Source organism: Pseudomonas sp. GD03875 (assembly GCF_029840585.1).
GTDB lineage: Bacteria > Pseudomonadota > Gammaproteobacteria > Pseudomonadales > Pseudomonadaceae > Aquipseudomonas > Aquipseudomonas paralcaligenes.
The window spans coordinates 13,327-29,714 of the sequence record NZ_JAOCCV010000023.1 but is presented as its reverse complement, the minus strand read 5'-3'; the positions used below and the strand labels follow the sequence as shown (position 1 = coordinate 29,714).

General features: G+C 65.5%; 16 protein-coding genes and 1 pseudogene. 10 read left to right on the top strand and 7 right to left on the bottom strand.

What is annotated here, in order from left to right; genetic code table 11:
• Window positions 1-70: 70 nt before the first annotated feature.
• The 6 genes from aroE to N5D30_RS18390 form a co-directional block, all read right to left on the bottom strand.
• On the bottom strand, window positions 71-889 hold the full coding sequence (gene aroE, locus N5D30_RS18415; protein WP_279910126.1) for a shikimate dehydrogenase: 819 nt from the start codon (window positions 887-889) through the stop codon (window positions 71-73).
• Window positions 890-953: 64 nt separating this feature from the next.
• Window positions 954-1,868, bottom strand: coding sequence for an oxygen-dependent coproporphyrinogen oxidase (gene hemF, locus N5D30_RS18410; RefSeq protein ID WP_220812640.1), 915 nt, complete (start codon window positions 1,866-1,868; stop codon window positions 954-956).
• Between the two features lie 70 nt (window positions 1,869-1,938).
• Window positions 1,939-3,375, bottom strand: coding sequence for a hypothetical protein (locus tag N5D30_RS18405; protein WP_279910124.1), 1,437 nt, complete (start codon window positions 3,373-3,375; stop codon window positions 1,939-1,941).
• 5 nt (window positions 3,376-3,380) lie between these two features.
• Window positions 3,381-4,118, bottom strand: coding sequence for an SDR family oxidoreductase (locus N5D30_RS18400; RefSeq protein WP_279910123.1), 738 nt, complete (start codon window positions 4,116-4,118; stop codon window positions 3,381-3,383).
• 5 nt (window positions 4,119-4,123) lie between these two features.
• Complete coding sequence (locus tag N5D30_RS18395; RefSeq protein WP_279910122.1) at window positions 4,124-5,425, bottom strand: FAD-binding oxidoreductase; 1,302 nt, start codon at window positions 5,423-5,425, stop codon at window positions 4,124-4,126.
• On the bottom strand, window positions 5,419-5,826 hold the full coding sequence (locus N5D30_RS18390) for a GtrA family protein (RefSeq protein WP_279910121.1): 408 nt from the start codon (window positions 5,824-5,826) through the stop codon (window positions 5,419-5,421). Before N5D30_RS18390 ends, N5D30_RS18395 begins: the two co-directional genes overlap by 7 nt.
• Before the next feature lie 21 nt (window positions 5,827-5,847).
• On the opposite strand from N5D30_RS18390, the pseudogene N5D30_RS18385 reads away from it, so the two are divergent.
• Both N5D30_RS18385 and N5D30_RS18380 read left to right on the top strand, forming a co-directional pair.
• Window positions 5,848-6,729: pseudogene (locus N5D30_RS18385) on the top strand (decaprenyl-phosphate phosphoribosyltransferase); the annotation flags it as partial.
• Window positions 6,730-6,742: 13 nt separating this feature from the next.
• Complete coding sequence (locus N5D30_RS18380) at window positions 6,743-7,156, top strand: divergent PAP2 family protein (protein ID WP_279910120.1); 414 nt, start codon at window positions 6,743-6,745, stop codon at window positions 7,154-7,156.
• 84 nt (window positions 7,157-7,240) lie between these two features.
• On the opposite strand, the gene N5D30_RS18375 is transcribed toward N5D30_RS18380, so the two are convergent.
• The gene (locus N5D30_RS18375; protein ID WP_279910119.1) at window positions 7,241-7,399 is read right to left on the bottom strand and encodes a hypothetical protein; all 159 of its coding nucleotides are present in this window, start codon (window positions 7,397-7,399) and stop codon (window positions 7,241-7,243) included.
• Between N5D30_RS18375 and N5D30_RS18370 the strand changes: the two genes are divergently transcribed.
• The 8 genes from N5D30_RS18370 to N5D30_RS18335 are packed head-to-tail and all read left to right on the top strand — an operon-like array spanning window position 7,394 to window position 16,386.
• Window positions 7,394-8,308, top strand: a complete 915-nt coding sequence (locus N5D30_RS18370; RefSeq protein WP_279910118.1) for a GDP-mannose 4,6-dehydratase — start codon at window positions 7,394-7,396, stop codon at window positions 8,306-8,308. The two genes, N5D30_RS18375 and N5D30_RS18370, sit on opposite strands and share 6 nt — an antisense overlap.
• Entirely contained in the window at window positions 8,305-9,279 is a 975-nt protein-coding gene (gene gmd, locus N5D30_RS18365) for a GDP-mannose 4,6-dehydratase (protein WP_279910117.1), read from the top strand. Before N5D30_RS18370 ends, gmd begins: the two co-directional genes overlap by 4 nt.
• A 3-nt stretch (window positions 9,280-9,282) precedes the next feature.
• Window positions 9,283-10,710, top strand: a complete 1,428-nt coding sequence (locus N5D30_RS18360; protein WP_279910116.1) for a mannose-1-phosphate guanylyltransferase/mannose-6-phosphate isomerase — start codon at window positions 9,283-9,285, stop codon at window positions 10,708-10,710.
• Entirely contained in the window at window positions 10,710-11,507 is a 798-nt protein-coding gene (locus tag N5D30_RS18355) for an ABC transporter permease (RefSeq protein ID WP_279910114.1), read from the top strand. The genes N5D30_RS18360 and N5D30_RS18355 overlap by 1 nt, the downstream gene beginning before the upstream one ends.
• Entirely contained in the window at window positions 11,507-12,745 is a 1,239-nt protein-coding gene (locus N5D30_RS18350) for an ABC transporter ATP-binding protein (RefSeq protein ID WP_279910113.1), read from the top strand. The genes N5D30_RS18355 and N5D30_RS18350 overlap by 1 nt, the downstream gene beginning before the upstream one ends.
• A gap of 17 nt (window positions 12,746-12,762) precedes the next feature.
• On the top strand, window positions 12,763-14,160 hold the full coding sequence (locus N5D30_RS18345) for a glycosyltransferase family 1 protein (protein ID WP_279910111.1): 1,398 nt from the start codon (window positions 12,763-12,765) through the stop codon (window positions 14,158-14,160).
• On the top strand, window positions 14,141-15,271 hold the full coding sequence (locus N5D30_RS18340) for a glycosyltransferase family 1 protein (RefSeq protein WP_279910110.1): 1,131 nt from the start codon (window positions 14,141-14,143) through the stop codon (window positions 15,269-15,271). Before N5D30_RS18345 ends, N5D30_RS18340 begins: the two co-directional genes overlap by 20 nt.
• Complete coding sequence (locus tag N5D30_RS18335; protein WP_279910109.1) at window positions 15,271-16,386, top strand: glycosyltransferase family 4 protein; 1,116 nt, start codon at window positions 15,271-15,273, stop codon at window positions 16,384-16,386. The genes N5D30_RS18340 and N5D30_RS18335 overlap by 1 nt, the downstream gene beginning before the upstream one ends.
• The last annotated feature ends 2 nt before the right edge of the window (window positions 16,387-16,388 follow it).

Genomic DNA, 16,388 nt, shown 5'->3' with positions numbered 1-16,388 from the left:
TTGTGGGAGAGGACCTTGTCCGCGAATCAGACCCGCAAGGCGCTTCGCAGGCAGCGCCCGCTCCTACGGCTCAGCCCAGCTGGCGCCGCAGCTCCGCCAGCACGGGCGCGCTGTCCGGGCGCACGCCGCGCCACAGCAGGAAGGCCTCGGCGGCCTGCTCCACCAGCATGCCCAGGCCGTCGATGCAGCGCGCGGCGCCCTGCTCGGCCGCCCAGCGGTTGAAGGCCGTCGGTTCCCGGCCGTACATCATGTCGTAGCAGAGGGTGTGGCCAGGCCGTATCAGGTTCGGTTCCAGGGGCGGCAGCTCGCCGGCCAGGCTGGCCGAGGTGCCGTTGACGATCAGGTCGACCGGCTCGCTCAGCCAGTCGAAACCGCTGGCCGCGACCGGCCCCAGGTCGGCGAACTCGCGGGCCAGCTGCTCGGCCTTCTCCACCGTGCGGTTGGCGATCACCAGCGCCTGCGGCCGGTGCGCCAGCATCGGCGCCAGCACGCCGCGCACGGCGCCACCGGCGCCGAGCAGGAGGATCCGCTTGTCGGCCAGGTCGATGCCGGCGTTCACCGTCAGGTCGCGGACCAGGCCGGCGCCGTCGGTGTTGTCGCCGAGCAGGCGGCCATCGTCGAGCTTCTTCAGGGTGTTCACCGCGCCGGCGCGGCGGGCCCGCTCGGCCAGTTCGTCGGCCAGGCGAAAGGCCTCCTCCTTGAACGGCACGGTGACGTTGCCGCCCAGCCCGGTGGCGAAGAACGCGCGGGCGTAGCCGGCGAAGTCGTCCAGCGGCGCCAGCAGCGCCTCGTAGCTCAGGTCCTGGCCGGTCTGTTCGGCGAACAGACGATGAATCAGCGGCGACTTGCTGTGGCCGATGGGGTTGCCGAACACGCCGTAACGGTCCATTGCATGTCCTTCTGTGAGCAGGGCGGGTGCAACCCGCGCCACGGATACGCGGGTTGCACCCGCTCTACGCGCCGGCCAGCCAGTCGCGGTCCTGGAGGAAGTAGTCGGTCAGGCGCGCTTCCGCGGTGCCCGGCTCGGGCTTCCAGTCATAGCCCCAGCGCACGTGCGGCGGCAGGGACATGAGGATGGACTCGGTGCGCCCGCCGGACTGCAGGCCGAACAGGGTGCCGCGGTCGAACACCAGGTTGAACTCGACGTAGCGTCCGCGGCGGAAGGCCTGGAACTCGCGCTGCGCCTCGGTGAAGGGCGTGGCCTTGCGGCGCTGGATGATCGGCAGGTAGGCCTTGATGTAGGCGTCGCCCACGGCTCGCAGGAAGGCGAAACTGGTATCGAAGTCCCACTCGTTGAGGTCGTCGAAGAACAGCCCGCCGATGCCGCGCGGCTCGCCGCGGTGCTTGAGGTGGAAATAGCGGTCACACCACTCCTTGAACCGTGGATAGACATCCGCGCCGAAGGGCGCGCAGGCCTCACGGGCGACCTGGTGCCAGTACACGCAGTCTTCCTCGACGGCGTAGTAGGGCGTCAGATCGAAACCGCCGCCGAACCACCAGACCGGCTCCTCGCCGGCCTTCTCCGCGCTGAACAGGCGGACGTTGGCGTGGGAGGTGGGCACGTGCGGGTTTTCCGGATGGATCACCAGCGACACGCCCATGGCCTCGAAGCCACGGCCGGCCAGTTCGGGCCGGTGGGCGCTGGCCGACGGCGGCAGGCTGTCGCCGAAGACATGGGAGAAGTTGACGCCGCCCTTCTCGATCAGGGCGCCGTTCTCGATCACCCGGGTACGCCCGCCGCCACCGGCGGGGCGCTCCCAGGCATCCTCGAAGAAGCGGGCGGAACCGTCCTCAGCTTCGAGGGCGGCGCAGATACGGTCCTGCAGGTCGAGCAGGTAGGCCTTCACGGCCTGGGTGCGTTCGGTCACGGCATGGTTCCGGGCGGGTCAGAAGAGGCGGGCAGCATACCACTGGTGCAGCGCTTGCCGACCCCGGGCGTCATCCGCCCTGGCGGGGAACGGCTGGCGCCAGTGCCAGTCCGCCGCTGGTGACCAGGCAACCGGGCGCGCACTGATCGGCCCGCTGCAGGCGGACATCGGCCTTCTCGCGGCATACCCCTTTCGGGGTGTACAGGAAATCCAGATCGGGCCGGGCGATGCACGCGTCCACTCCCTTGTCCTTCAGGTACAGCAGCAGGCCTCCCGCCGTTATCCAGAACGGCTCACCACCCTCGGGATAATCGAGCACGACGCGCTGGCCCGAATGCGACGCGAGGAAATCGCCAAGCTCGCGTATGTCTTCCCGCGGTGCCATGAGCTGGATCTGCAGGGTCGACAGCCACACCAGCAGCGCTCCCGCGAGCAATGCACTCGCGCCCGGTCGTGGCAGGCTGCAGAGCGCCACATAGAGCAGCAGCACGGTGATCGCCAGGGGCACGCCCTGGTAGTAGCTGCCCATGAAGGGGTGGAGCGGCCGGGGTACGGTCAGGTGATACAGGACAAACAGAACGCTGACGAGCGCCGCCAGGGCTATCGCGTAGAGCAGTAGCCTGCGGTCGGCGCGGCTGATCCTGCGGACCCGGAGCAGAAACGCCAGGGCGGCAGGAACGAGAAAGAGCAGGGTGGCTTGCCAGTACGACAGGGCATAGGCCAGCGACTCTGCCAGGGTGGGATGTTCGGCTCCCGCAAGATGGGATTGCGTTTCGAGGATACGCTGCAGGTTGGGCTGCGGACTGACCAGGCTGTCCAGCACGAGGGGCAGGAGGAACAACGCGCCGATGCCCAGGGCGATCAGCAGCCAGCGCCCATGCGGCGCCAGCCGCCAATCCGTTTGCCACAGCTGGAACAGGGTCGCCAGCAGTACCAGTGGCAAGGTGAAGACCGGCATGGTGACGTAGCCATGGATCAGCAGGCAGGCCAGGGCCATCGCCAGCGGCAGGAAACGTGTGCCCCTGGCGGCGACCAACACCACCGTCAGGAAGAAGGCGGCAAAGGGCAGGACCAGCCGATAGGGCATCCAGAAGTTGGCCAGCGTGCTTCCCAGCAGGATGGACAGCGGCACCACGGCGGCCAGGGCCGCGAGCGACAGGCGACGCTCGAACAGTCGCGCCGTCGCCCAGGCAATCAGCAGGAGGAACCCGAAGTTGAACGCCAGGCTGGACAGGAACCAGGCGTTCGCCCGCGGCATGCCCACGGCAGCGCCGATCTGCTCGAACAGCGCGTTCATATAGATGAAAGATGGGCCGGGGTGATTGAAGCCGAAGCGCGAGTAGTGCCCGGTGAACAGGTAGCCGTCGGCGTGCAGCTGGTTCACCAGCAGCATGTCGGCGGCCAGGTCGCCGTCCGGCTGGAAGGCCTGGGTCAGCTGCGGCGCGGCGATCTTGACCAGCACCAGCAACCAGGCGAGCAGCAGCAGGCCGAACGCGGCCCTTCTCATCGGGATCAAAGCGACAGTCGCTTGAAGATCGTCTCCGGAACGCTCTTGATGATCAGCATGATCAGGCCCCAGAAGCCCGGCGTGTAGAGCACGTCGCGGCGCTTGTCGATGGCCTTCTCGATGTCTCCGGCGACCTTGTCCGGGGTCGCCCACAGCGGCCCCTTGGGAAAGGCCGCGGTCATCGGCGTGTCGACGAAGCCGGGCTTGATCGTCAGCACCTGCACGCCGCGCTTGCTCAGGCGGTTGCGCAGTCCCTGCAGGAACAGCGCCAGCGCGCCCTTGGCCGTGCCGTAGACGTAGTTGGACTGGCGGCCGCGGTCGCCGGCCACCGAGCCGATCACGGCGATGGTGCCGTGGCCCTGGTTCTCGAAATGGTTCGCCAGCGAGGTGAGCAGGCCGATCACGCTCAGGGCGTTGGTCTTCAGCTCCTGCAGCGTCAGCTCGACGCTCTGCTCGCAGGCCTTCTGGTCGCCCAAGGTGCCGTGGGCAATCAGCACCATGTCCAGCCCGCCCAGTTCGGCGATGGCGGCTTCCAGCACGGCGGGATGGCTGTCCAGATCGTTGGCGTCAAAGAAGGCGTGGCTCGCGGCGCCGGCGCCACGTACCTTCAGGTCTTCCGCCAGGCTGGCCAGGCGTTCGCCGTTGCGCCCCAGCAGGTGGAGGTGGCAGCCGCGCCGGGCGAAGCGGCGAGCGGTGGCCTCGGCAATGGCGGAGGTGGCGCCGATGATCAGCAGTTTCTGCATGGTGGTCATTCCAGTCCCAGTCGTTGTGCTTGCAGCGATACGAATCTGCCCAGGGCGCCGTAGCGCTCGCGCAGCGCCTGGAATTCTTCCCAGCGCGGATAGCTCTGGCGGAAGGTTTCCGCGCTCATCCGCGCATCCTTGGTGAGGTAGAGGCGGCCACCGTGGGCCAGGACCATGCGGTCCAGCTCGTCCAGCAGTGCCGTCAGGCCGCGCTCGTTCTTGAAATCCAGCGCCAGGGTGTAGCCCTCGATCGGGAATGACAGCGGGTTGTCGTTGGCCGCGCCGAAGGCCTTGAGCACGGCCAGGAACGAGCCGCGCCCCGAGGCCGCGATGCGCTGGAGAATCGCCCTCATGCCCTCGCGTCCCGCCTCGCGGGGGATCACGAACTGGTACTGGAGGAAGCCGTCGCGGCCATACAGACGGTTCCATTGGGCGATGCCGTCCAGCGGGTAGAAGAACGGCCGGTAGTCGATGCGCTGCTCCGTGCGGGGCTGGCGGATGCGGTGGAAATACAGGCTGTTGAACGCCCTGATCGAATGGCGGTTGAGCAGCATGCCGGGCATGTCGACCGGCACCCCCAGGGTTCGCGACGGCGCCAGGTCGAGGGCGCCGTTACGGGCGTGCTCGCCCAGCATGAGCAGCGAGCGCCCCAGCGATTCGCCGCTCGCCAGGCAGTCGATCCAGGCCACCGAATAGGTGCTGGCGCCATGGGCCTCGAAGAGGTCGAGCGCTTCGTCCAGGTTGGCGGCCTTGAGCGTGACCTGGTCGATGAAGGCGCTGTGCACCCGACGCAAGCGCAGGCGGGCCCGCAGAATCACGCCGGTCAGGCCCATGCCGCCACAGGTGGCGCGGAACAGTTCGGCGTGGCTGTCGGCGGAGCAGGTAAGCACCTCACCGCTGGCGGTCAGCAGGTCGAAGGAATCGACGAAGGCGCTGAAACAGCCGTCGAGGTGGTGGTTCTTGCCATGCACGTCGCTGGCAATGGCGCCGCCGACGCTGACGAAGCGCGTCCCGGGCGTCACCGGCAGGAACCAGCCGCGCGGCAGGAAGACATCGATCAGCTCGGCCAGGGTCACCCCGGCATCGCAATCGACCGTGCCCTCGTCAGGGTCGAACGCATGCAGACGGTCGAGCGAGCGGGTCGAGAGAATATGGGGAGCCAGGGCGCTGTCGCCATAGCTGCGCCCCATGCCGCGGGCGATCACCGGACCATCGGCCGCCAGATGCTCGGCGGCGCGGGTCGGGGTGGTCAGCTCCTGCAGCTGCGCGTCGATGGTCGGGTATCGCCCCCAGCCGCTGATCAGCATGGCGTCGACTCCTTGGGAAACACGAACCGACGGTCCAGCAGGTATTTGGCGTAATAGCCGATGGCCAGGCCGATGACGCCGCCGAGATAACGCATTTCCTTGCTCTCGAACAGATGATGGAAACCGAACTCGAAGCCCCAGAAGATCACGGTGGTGACCAGTCCCATGAGCGTATACATAAGGAAAACGCGCCCATCGTGCGCGATATTTCGCGCGGTGAAACTAAAGATGTAGCGTTTATCCAGCACGTATTTGACAATGAGCCCCACCCCCGTCCCCACCAGCACTGATAGCAGGATGGCATAGGGGCCGTGATAGGCCCTGACGACCAGATCCTGGGAAAAGATATTGGTTACGGTTGCGATCGCGGCCAGTAACGAGTAGATCAGCGCAATTCTCATCAAGAACCAACTAGAAGCCATGCGGAGTTAAATGGCATGCATGCTACCTCACGGACCCACTCCCCTCTAGCCCGGCTGAAAGGACTCCTGGCGCTGATGCGCCCACGCCAGTGGGTGAAGAATGCGTTCGTCCTCGCGCCCCTGTTGTTTTCCGGCGAGTTCCACGACCCCGACTCCATCGTTGCGGCGCTGATTGCGGCTGGCCTGTTCTGCATCGCGTCTTCGGCGACCTACATCGTCAACGATCTGCACGACATCGAGCACGACCGCCGACACCCGCGCAAATCCCTGACCCGCCCGCTGGCCTCGGGTCTGGTCACGCCCCAGGCCGCCCTGGTCCTGCTGGCCGTGCTGTATGGAGCCCTGGTGGCCGCCTGGTTCCACTTCCCCGAAGTGGTCCATGTGATCCTCGGCTACCTGCTGCTCAACCTCGCCTACACCTTCGTGCTCAAGCACCAGCCGGTGCTGGATATCTTCACCATCGCCCTGGGTTTCGTCCTGCGTGTGTATGCCGGCGCCATGGCGCTGTCGGTGCCGGTGTCGGGGTGGATGTTCGTCACCACTCTGTGCCTGGCCCTCTACCTGGCCTCGATCAAGCGCCGCCAGGAGCTGAGCAGCAACGGCAGCGAGAGCCGGGAAGTCCTGCGCCACTATTCCATTACGCTGGTGGACCGCTATGCCGAGATGTCGGCCATCGGTGCCCTGCTGTTCTACAGCCTGTTCGTCATCACCGGCCGCCCCGAGCTGATCATCAGTATTCCCCTGGTGCTCTATGGCCTGTTCCGCTACTGGTTTGTGGTGGAACAGGGCGGTGGCGAGTCGCCCACCGACGCGCTCCTCACTGACTGGCAGCTGATGCTGGTCGCCCTGCTGTGGGCCGGCGCCTGCGCCTGGTCGCTGTAAGCGGAGGCCGTCCATGGATCTTGCCTACCTGATCACCCCCTTTGCCGCCTGGCTGACGGCCGGCTCGCTGAAGTTCGCCATCAACAGCCTGAAGGCCGGTCGACCGGCCTTCGGCCTGATCGGCTACGGCGGGTTGCCGAGCAACCACAGCGCGATCGTGAGCAGCATGGCCGCCCTGATCGCCCTGCGCGAAGGCATCGGCCATCCTGCCTTCGGCGTCGCCCTGACCCTGGCCTTCATCGTCCTGCTGGACGCCAACAGCCTGCGGCGCCAGGTCGGCCTGCACGCCGAGGCGATCAATCGGCTGGGCAAGAGCGAGCCGGAAAAGAAAGTGCTGCGTGAACGAATGGGCCACAGCAAGGTCGAGATCATCGCCGGCCTGGCGGTAGGCGCGGCAGTGGCCTTCGCGGTGCAAAGGCTGCTCTGATCAATCCATGAAACATGTTCCGAAGCGCCGGCAATCTGGCGCCGATTCTGCTGGAAAAGAGCGCCAAGCCACAGAACTGGCCGGTCACGCTTTTTCCAGTTGTGTCGCCGCGTCTTTTCTTTCAGATTGTTGCGCAAAATTAAAAGAGCGGCCCACCGAGGGATTCTGGTGTTCCAGTCGGGCAAACGCTGCTGAATGATCCATTCCCGCCAGGATGGTCGGAGCAAAGAGGTCGTCGTGCAAAAGAAATTACTGCTTACCGGACTCACCGGCTTCGTCGGCGGGCATCTGCAAGCGCATCTGGAGTCTGCCGACTCCGCATGGCGCCTGCTGCCACCGCCCGAAGACTTCGATCTCACGCATCCGGAGAGCCTCGCTGACTGGTGCGCCCAGCGCCCCGATGCGGTCATCCATCTGGCCGGCCAGACATTCGTACCCGAGGCCTTCCGCGATCCGGCACGCACGCTCGAAGTCAATCTCCTCGGCACACTCAACCTGCTCCAGGCCCTCAAGGCCGGCGGCTTCGACGGCACCTTCCTGTATGTCAGCTCGGGCGACGTCTATGGACAGGTCGAGCCAGCAGACCTGCCCATCCGCGAAACCCAGCTGCCCGTGCCCCGCAACCCCTATGCGGTCAGCAAGCTGGCGGCCGAGCACCTGTGCCTGCAATGGGGCATCAGCGAGGGATGGCGCGTCATGGTGGCCCGTCCGTTCAACCATGTCGGCGCCGGCCAGAAGCCGGACTTCGTGCTCTCCAGTGTGGCCCGCCAGATCGCCCGTGTGCAGCGCGGGCTACAGCCCCCCCTTGTGGAGGTTGGCGACGTGGACGTAACACGCGATTTTCTCGATGTACGCGACGTGATCGCCGCCTATTTCGCACTGCTCGCCAAAGGGCGGGGTGGCGAGACCTACAACGTCTGCTCCGGAGTCGAGCGCTCGGTCCGGGAACTGATCGGCCAGATGGCGGAATTGGCCGATGTCAGAATAGAGCTGGTCCAGGACGTTGCGCGCATGCGCCGTTCGGAACAGCGCCAAGTGAAGGGCAGCCATGCCCGGTTGGCGGAAGCCACCGGCTGGTCGCCAGCAATCTCGATGGAAGAGACCCTGACGACGATCCTGTCGGACTGGGCAGAACGGGTAATAGAAGAATGACAAAATCAGCATTGATCACCGGCGTTACTGGCCAGGATGGCGCCTATCTGGCCAAACTGCTGCTCGACAAGGGCTATCAGGTACACGGGCTGGTGGCCCGGCGCAGCAGCGACACGCGCTGGCGCCTGCGCGAGCTGGGCATCGAGTCGGAAATCGCCTACCTCGAAGGCGATCTCGCCGATGCCACCTCGCTGCAGCGAGCGGTGATCAAGTCCCGCCCGGACGAACTCTACAACCTGGGCGCCCAGAGCTTCGTGGGCAGCTCCTGGGATCAGCCGGTCACCACCGGCGTGGTCGATGGTCTGGGGGTGACCCACCTGCTGGAAGCCATCCGCCAGTTCAGCCCGCAGACCCGCTTCTACCAGGCCTCCACCAGTGAGATGTTCGGCCTGATCCAGGCCGAGCGGCAGGATGAGAACACGCCGTTCTATCCGCGCAGCCCCTATGGCGTTGCCAAGCTCTACGGCCACTGGATCACCGTGAACTACCGTGAGAGCTTCGACCTGCACGCCTCCAGCGGCATTCTCTTCAACCACGAATCGCCGCTGCGCGGCATCGAGTTCGTGACCCGCAAGGTCACCGATGCCGTGGCCCGGATCAAGCTCGGCAAGCAGCGCGAACTGCGCCTGGGCAATATCGACGCCAAGCGCGACTGGGGCTTCGCCGGCGATTACGTCGAGGCGATGTGGCTGATGCTGCAGCAGGACAAGCCGGATGACTACGTGGTGGCCACCGGTGTCACCACCACGGTCCGTGACATGTGCCAGCTGGCCTTCGGCCACGTGGGCCTAAACTACGAGGATCACGTGGTCATCGACCCGCAGTTCTTCCGCCCGGCCGAGGTGGACATCCTGCTGGGCAACCCGGCCAAGGCGGAGCGCCAGCTGGGCTGGAAGCCCAGGACCAGCCTTTCCAGCCTGATCGAAATGATGGTCGAGGCCGACCTGCGCCGCGTCGACCGGGAGCAGTGAGGCATGATCGTTCCCGTCATTCTCTCCGGAGGCGCAGGCACCCGCCTGTGGCCGGTCTCGCGCGAGGACCATCCCAAGCCCTTCATGCGCCTGCCTGACGGCCAGTCGCTGCTGCTCAAGACCTACCTGCGGGCCGCCGAGCTGATCGGCGCGAGCGGCGAGATCGTCACGGTCACCAACCGCGAACACTACTTCGAGAGCAAGGACCACTTCGCCGAGGCCAGGCTGGCGGGATGCCGTTCGCGCTTCCTGCTCGAGCCCCAGGGACGCAACACGGCGCCGGCCCTGGCGGTCGCCGCCCTGGTGCTGGCCGCCTCGCATGGCGAGGATGTCGTGCTGGTGGTGATGGCGGCCGATCACCTGATCCATGACCTGGATGGCTTCAAGGCGGCCAGCCGGCACGCCGTGCAGCTGGCCGAGCAAGGCTACCTGGTCACCTACGGTATCCGCCCGACCGCTCCCGAAACCGGCTTCGGCTACATCGAGGCAGGCGAAGCGCTGGACGAGAACTGCGGCTGCAAGGTGCTGCGCTTCGTCGAGAAGCCCGACGCCGCCACTGCCCAGACCTATCTCGACAGCGGTCGCTTCCTGTGGAACTCCGGCATGTTCTGCTTCACCGCCGGCAGCCTGATCCGCGAACTGCAGGAACACGCTCCCGAGCTGCTCGCCCAGGCCCGCGAATGCGTGGCCCAGAGCGGCACGAACGATGCCTGGCAGGAGCTGCACGGCGCCAGCTTCGCCGCGCTGCCCGACATTTCCATCGACTACGCGGTGATGGAAAAATCCGCACGGGTCGCGGTGGTGCCGGCCCGCTTCGACTGGAGCGACATCGGCTCGTGGAAGGCGCTGGCCGAGCTGGTCGAGCCCGACACGGACGGCAACCGCGCCCAAGGCGCCTGCCTCTTCGTCGACAGCCGTAACACCTACGTGCAGACCCAAGGCCGGCTCGTCGCGACCGTCGGCGTGGACGACCTCATCGTGGTCGAGACCCCCGATGCCGTCCTGGTTTCCCGCGCCGACCGCGCCCAGGAAGTGCGCCAGGTGGCCAAGCGCCTGAAGCTGGAGAATCACGAGGCCTACCGCCTCCACCGGACCGTGTCGCGCCCCTGGGGCACCTACACCGTCCTCGAGGAAGGCCCGCGCTTCAAGATCAAGCGGATCGTGGTCAAGCCGGGGGCGTCCCTGTCCCTGCAGATGCACCATCACCGCAGCGAACACTGGATCGTCGTGCAGGGCATGGCCCGGGTGGTCAACGGCGGCGACCCGCTGCTGATCAGCTGCAACGAGTCGACCTTTATCCCTGCAGGGCACAAGCACCGCCTGGAGAACCCGGGCGTGATCGACCTGGTGATGATCGAGGTGCAGAGCGGCGAATACCTGGGAGAGGACGACATCGTCCGCTTCGAGGATCGATACGGCAGGGCCAACTGATGGCCGTCGGCATGGCTCGCTCGGTATGGAATTACCGGGGTTTCGTCATTGGCAGCGTCAAGCGTGAGTTCCAGACCCGCTACCGCAACTCCCTGTTCGGCGCGGCCTGGACCATTCTCAACCCGCTGTCGATGATCATCGTGTACACGGTCATCTTCTCCCAGCTGATGCAGGCACGCCTGCCCGGCGTGGACAACGGCCTGGCCTATGGCATCTACCTGTGCGCGGGCATTCTCGCCTGGGGCTTCTTCGCCGAGGTCATAGGGCGCAGCCAGTCGGTCTTCCTGGAACACGCCAACCTCATCAAGAAACTGAGCTTCCCGCGCATCTGCCTGCCGCTGATCGTGATGCTCAACGCCAGCCTCAACTTCGCCATCATCTTCGCCCTGTTCCTGGGCTTCCTGCTGGTGACGAACAATTTTCCCGGCTGGTCGATCCTGGGCGTGATCCCGGTACTGCTGATCCAGACTGCCTTCGCCATCGGCCTGGGCATCATCCTCGGTGTGCTCAACGTCTTCTTCCGCGACGTCGGGCAGTTCGTCGGCATCCTCCTGCAGTTCTGGTTCTGGCTGACACCCATCGTCTACCCCGCCTCGATCCTGCCCGAGGGCATCCGCCCGGTGATCGAGGCCAACCCCATGTTCCCGCTGATCTCCGCCTACCAGGGCATCTTCGTCTACGGCCAGTGGCCGGACTGGTCGACGCTCTGGCCCTCCGCCCTGCTGGCCGTCGTGCTGTGCGCACTGGGCCTGCGCCTGTTCCGCAAGCGCTCCGGCGAAATGGTGGATGAACTCTGATGGGCAGCATTCAAGTCGCCCAACTGGGCAAGGCATACAAGGAATATCCCAACCGCTGGTCTCGTTTGGCGGAATGGCTGGTGCCCTTCTCGAAGCAACGCCATCGGCTGAAGTGGGTCCTGCAGGACGTATCGTTCAGCGTCGAACCCGGCCAGGCACTGGGCATCGTCGGCATCAACGGCGCGGGCAAGAGCACCTTGCTGAAGATGATCACCGGCACCACCCAGCCCACTGCCGGCCAGATTCACATCCAGGGCCGCGTGGCTGGTCTGCTCGAACTGGGCATGGGCTTCCACCCGGACTTCACCGGGCGCCAGAACGTGTTCATGGCGGGGCAGCTGCTGGGGCTGACCGTCGAGGAGCTGCAGGCGCTGATGCCGGAGATAGAGGCCTTCGCCGAGATCGGCGCCTATATCGACCAGCCGGTGCGCACCTACTCCAGCGGCATGCAGATGCGCCTGGCCTTCAGCGTCGCCACTGCGCGCCGTCCAGACGTGCTGATCATCGACGAGGCACTGTCGGTGGGTGACGCCTACTTCCAGCACAAGAGCTTCGGGCGCATCCGCGAATTCCGCAGCCTGGGCACCACGCTGCTGATCGTCTCGCACGACCGCCAGGCCATCCAGAATCTCTGCGACCGGGCCATCCTCCTGGCCCAGGGTCGTCTCGCCCTGGAAGGCGCCCCCGAAGAGGTGATGGACTTCTACAGCGCCATGCTGGCCGAACGGGAGCAACAGACCGTGCGTCAGGAGCGGCTCGACAACGGCAAGATCCGCACCATCTCGGGCACCGGCGAGGCCGGCTTCGCCGATGTCGCCCTGCTCAACGCCCAAGGCAAGCGCGTGGACGTGGTGGAAGTCGGCAGCCAGACCACGCTGGAGGTGACGGTCGACATCCACAAGCCGATTCCGCGACTGATCCTCGGTTTCATGATCAAGGACCGCATGGGGCAGGCGATCTACGGCATCAACACCCATCGGATCCACAGGGAGCTCGAGAACCTCTCGGCCGGCGAGCGCGTGGTCTACCGCTTCGCCTTCCCGGCGAACCTGGGCAAGGGCAATTACTCCATCGCCCTATCCCTGTCGCGCTTCGACTCGCACCTGGACACCAACTACGAGTGGCGCGACTTCGCTCTGGTCTTCCATGTTATCAACATCAACAAACCCGACTTCGTCGGCTGTGCCTCACTGGATGCCGAGCTCAGCATCCAACGTCAGGCAACGGCCGAAGTCTGAGCCTTCTCGAGAATCCCATGCGTTATCTCATTGAATGCACCTATGTCTACGAGCACCCGCAGGACAACTCGGGTATCCAGCGGGTCGTGCGCAATATCGTCAGGAACCTGGACGCACTAGGTCGCGACGCCGTCTGCATTCCAGTCATCCTGAAGAACGGCAAGGTCTACAGCGTGACCCAGCTCAGTCCGAGCCGAAGAGGCAGCTGGACCGGCAATTACCAGACCTGGCTGTCTCTCACCCATGATCGCCTGGGCCGGATGCGCAACAGGATCTGGCTGTCCTATGCCAAGCGCGAGCGCAAATGGCCTTTCCAAGGTTCGCCCACGTCGCGTTTTCTGCTCCGTCTGCTGTGCAAAGCACTCAGCTTCTCTCTGGCAATACCGCAGAAGCTGCTGGCGCAGGTCTCCCTGAACTACGTGGACAAGTCGCGAGCCGTGGAAATGACCTGCCAGCCGGGCGATGTCCTGGTGCTGCTGGATTCCTCCTGGCACGCCGACTTCTTTCCCGTCGCCGAGCGCCTGAAGCGCGAGGGTATCGGTATCGTCTCGGTCATCTACGACCTGATCCCCCTGACTCATCCGCAGTTCTGCGATGAAGGACTGGTCCGGGTGTTCGAGCAGTGGTTCGACTGGATCGTCCGTACCGCCGACGGTTTCATGGCCATCTCCAAGACCATCGGCGACCAAGTGCGCAGCGAGGTCCAGTGGCGCCTCGGCAGGGAAGAGGCCGAGCTGCGCTGGTTCGACCATTTCTATCTGGGTAGCGAACTGGACCAGTCCCGTCCCGGGGAGGCCGTGCGCCACGAGGTCAAGCGGATGTGCAAGGCCCGCTCGGTGTACCTGATGGTGAGTACCATCGAGCCGCGCAAGAACCACGTCTATCTGCTCAACGCCTTCGAGCGTCTCTGGGGCGAGGGTAGCGAAGTGGCACTCTGCTTTGTCGGCAAGATCGGCTGGAAGACGGAGAAGCTGATCGAGCGCATCAAACAGCATCCCCAGATCAACAAGCGTCTGTTCATGTTCAACGACCTCAGCGATCGCGAACTCGAATACTGCTACAGCCATTCGCGCTCCCTGGTCTTCCCCTCGTACGTGGAAGGCTTCGGCCTGCCACTGGTAGAAGCGATGCAGCGCGGGCTGCCGGTGATGGCCAGCGATATCCCGGTGTTCCGGGAAATCGGCGGCACCTCGATGGCCTACTTCGGCCTGTCCGAGCCCGAATCTTTGTGCCGTCTCGTGCGCCGCTTCGAAGGCAGCGGCGAATTCCCCGCGCAGACAGCCGTCAGCAAATGGTCGTGGCTATCCTGGAAAGACTCGGCCGTGCAGCTGATCGGGCGCGTGCGCTACCACACTTCCAACAAGCCTCTCCTTGCGGGGCCCACTCCCGACACCGATGTACTCGGTTGCCGTTAACGCCTCGATCCTGCGCGCACCACGTACTGGTATCGGCCATTACCTGGCCGAGTTGGTACGTGCTCTGGCGGCCCATTCCGAGTTCGATCTGCAACTGTTCAATGGCTGGAGCTGGCAGGCCGATCTGCCGGCCGCGGCCATGCCCGGCTACTCCCGCCTCAGCCCGCTGTTGAAGCGCCTGCCCGGCGCCTACACCCTGCGCAGATCGGTCGAGCAACGGCGCTTCGACCGGCGGGCCGCTGGGCTCGACCTCTATCACGAGCCCAGCCTGTGGCCCTTCGAGTTCGAGGGGCCGATGGTCATGACCCTGCACGACCTGACCCATGTCCATTACCCCGAGACCCAGCCGACGGACCGCCTCGCCGCGATCCGGCGCTACTCGGAGCGTGGCGTGGAACGGGCACGGCGCATCCTGGTCGACTCCCACTTCATCGCCGAGGAGGTCCGCCGGCACTACGGCGTGCCAACCGAACGCATCGTGGTCGCGCCCCTGGGGCATGCGCCACGCTTCCAGCCGCGCGAGCCGGCGGCGCTGGCTCCCCGCCTGGCCCCGCTGGGACTGCAACCCGGACGTTACCTGCTGTGCGTCGGCACCCTGGAGCCGCGCAAGAACCTGCAGCTGGCGCTGCACGCCCACGAGCGCCTACCGGCTACACTGCGCGAACAATATCCATTAGTCTTGGCAGGAATGCCCGGCTGGCGGGCGGAACAGCTGGAGAAGCCCTTGCAGCGGGCCTTGGCCGGTGGGCAGGTTCGTCTGCTCGGTTATCAGGATGATCTCGGACTGGCCGAACTGTTCGCCGGCGCTCGACTGTTGTTGTTCCCCTCGCTCTACGAAGGCTTCGGCCTGCCGGTCCTGGAGGCCATGGCCAGCGGTACTCCCGTGATCGCAGGTGACCGCTCCGCGCTACCGGAAGTGATTGGCCAGGCCGGCCTGCTCATCGATCCGCAAGACGATATGGCCTGGGCCGCTGCCATCGAGTCGCTGATCGAAGACCAGGAAAAGTGGACTTCGCTGCGCGAAGCGGGTCTGATGCGAGCCAGGGACTTTTCCTGGCAGCGGTGCGCACAAATCACCGCCGGAGTCTATCGCGAGGCCGTGAAGTCCTGATGCGCATACTGCATGTTTTCAAGACCTACCTGCCGGAAAGCATCGGTGGAATCGAACAGGTCATCTACCAGCTGTGCCAGAGCACCGAGGTCCACGGCGTCGAGAGCGAGGTGCTGACGCTCAGCCCCGACCCGCATCCCGCGCAGCTGCGGGTGGGCAATCATCTGGTGCACAGGGTCAAGCTGGACCTGCAGCTGGCCTCGACCGGCTTTTCCTTCGGCGCCCCCGCGCGCCTCAAGCAGCTGGCCGCCCAGGCGGACATCGTGCATTACCACTTCCCCTGGCCCTTCATGGACCTGCTGCACCTGGTGGCGGACATCGACAAGCCCTATGTCGTGTCCTACCACTCGGACATCGTCCGCCAGAAGTACCTGCTGGCCCTCTACCGCCCTCTGATGAGCCGCTTCCTCGGCAAGGCCGGGAAGATAGTCGCCGCCTCGCCCAACTACCTGGAAACCAGCGAGGTGCTGCAACGCTACCGCGACAAGGTCGAAGTCATCCCCTACGGCCTGGACAAGGCGACCTTCCCGGAGCCCGACCCACAACGCCTGCAACACTGGACCGAGCGCTGCGGGCCGCGCTTCTTCCTGTTCGTCGGCGTCATGCGCTACTACAAGGGGCTGCACGTGCTGCTGGAGGCGATCGCCGGAACGGGCTATCCCCTGGTCATCGCCGGCACCGGGCCGATGAAGCGGGAGCTGCTGCGCCAGGCCGAACGCCTGGGGCTGAAAGATATCCACTTCGCCGGACGCATCGACGAAGAGGACAAGGCCGCGCTGCTGCAGCTGTGCACCGCGTTCGTGTTTCCCTCGCACCTGCGCTCGGAGTCCTTCGGGGTTTCCCTGCTGGAAGCGGCGATGTACGGCAAACCGCTGATCTCCTGCGAAATCGGCAGCGGCACCAGCTACATCAACCTGCACGGGGAAACCGGCCTGGTCGTGCCGCCGAGCGATCCCAAGGCGTTGCGCGAGGCCATGCGCACGATCTGGGAAGACCCCGAAAGCGCCGCGGTCATGGGGCAGCGCGCCGCCGAGCGCTACCAGGCGCTGTTCACCGCGGATCGCATGGGCGGGCAGATGGCGGAGCTCTATCGCTCGCTGCTGCAGGGCCGCTGAGA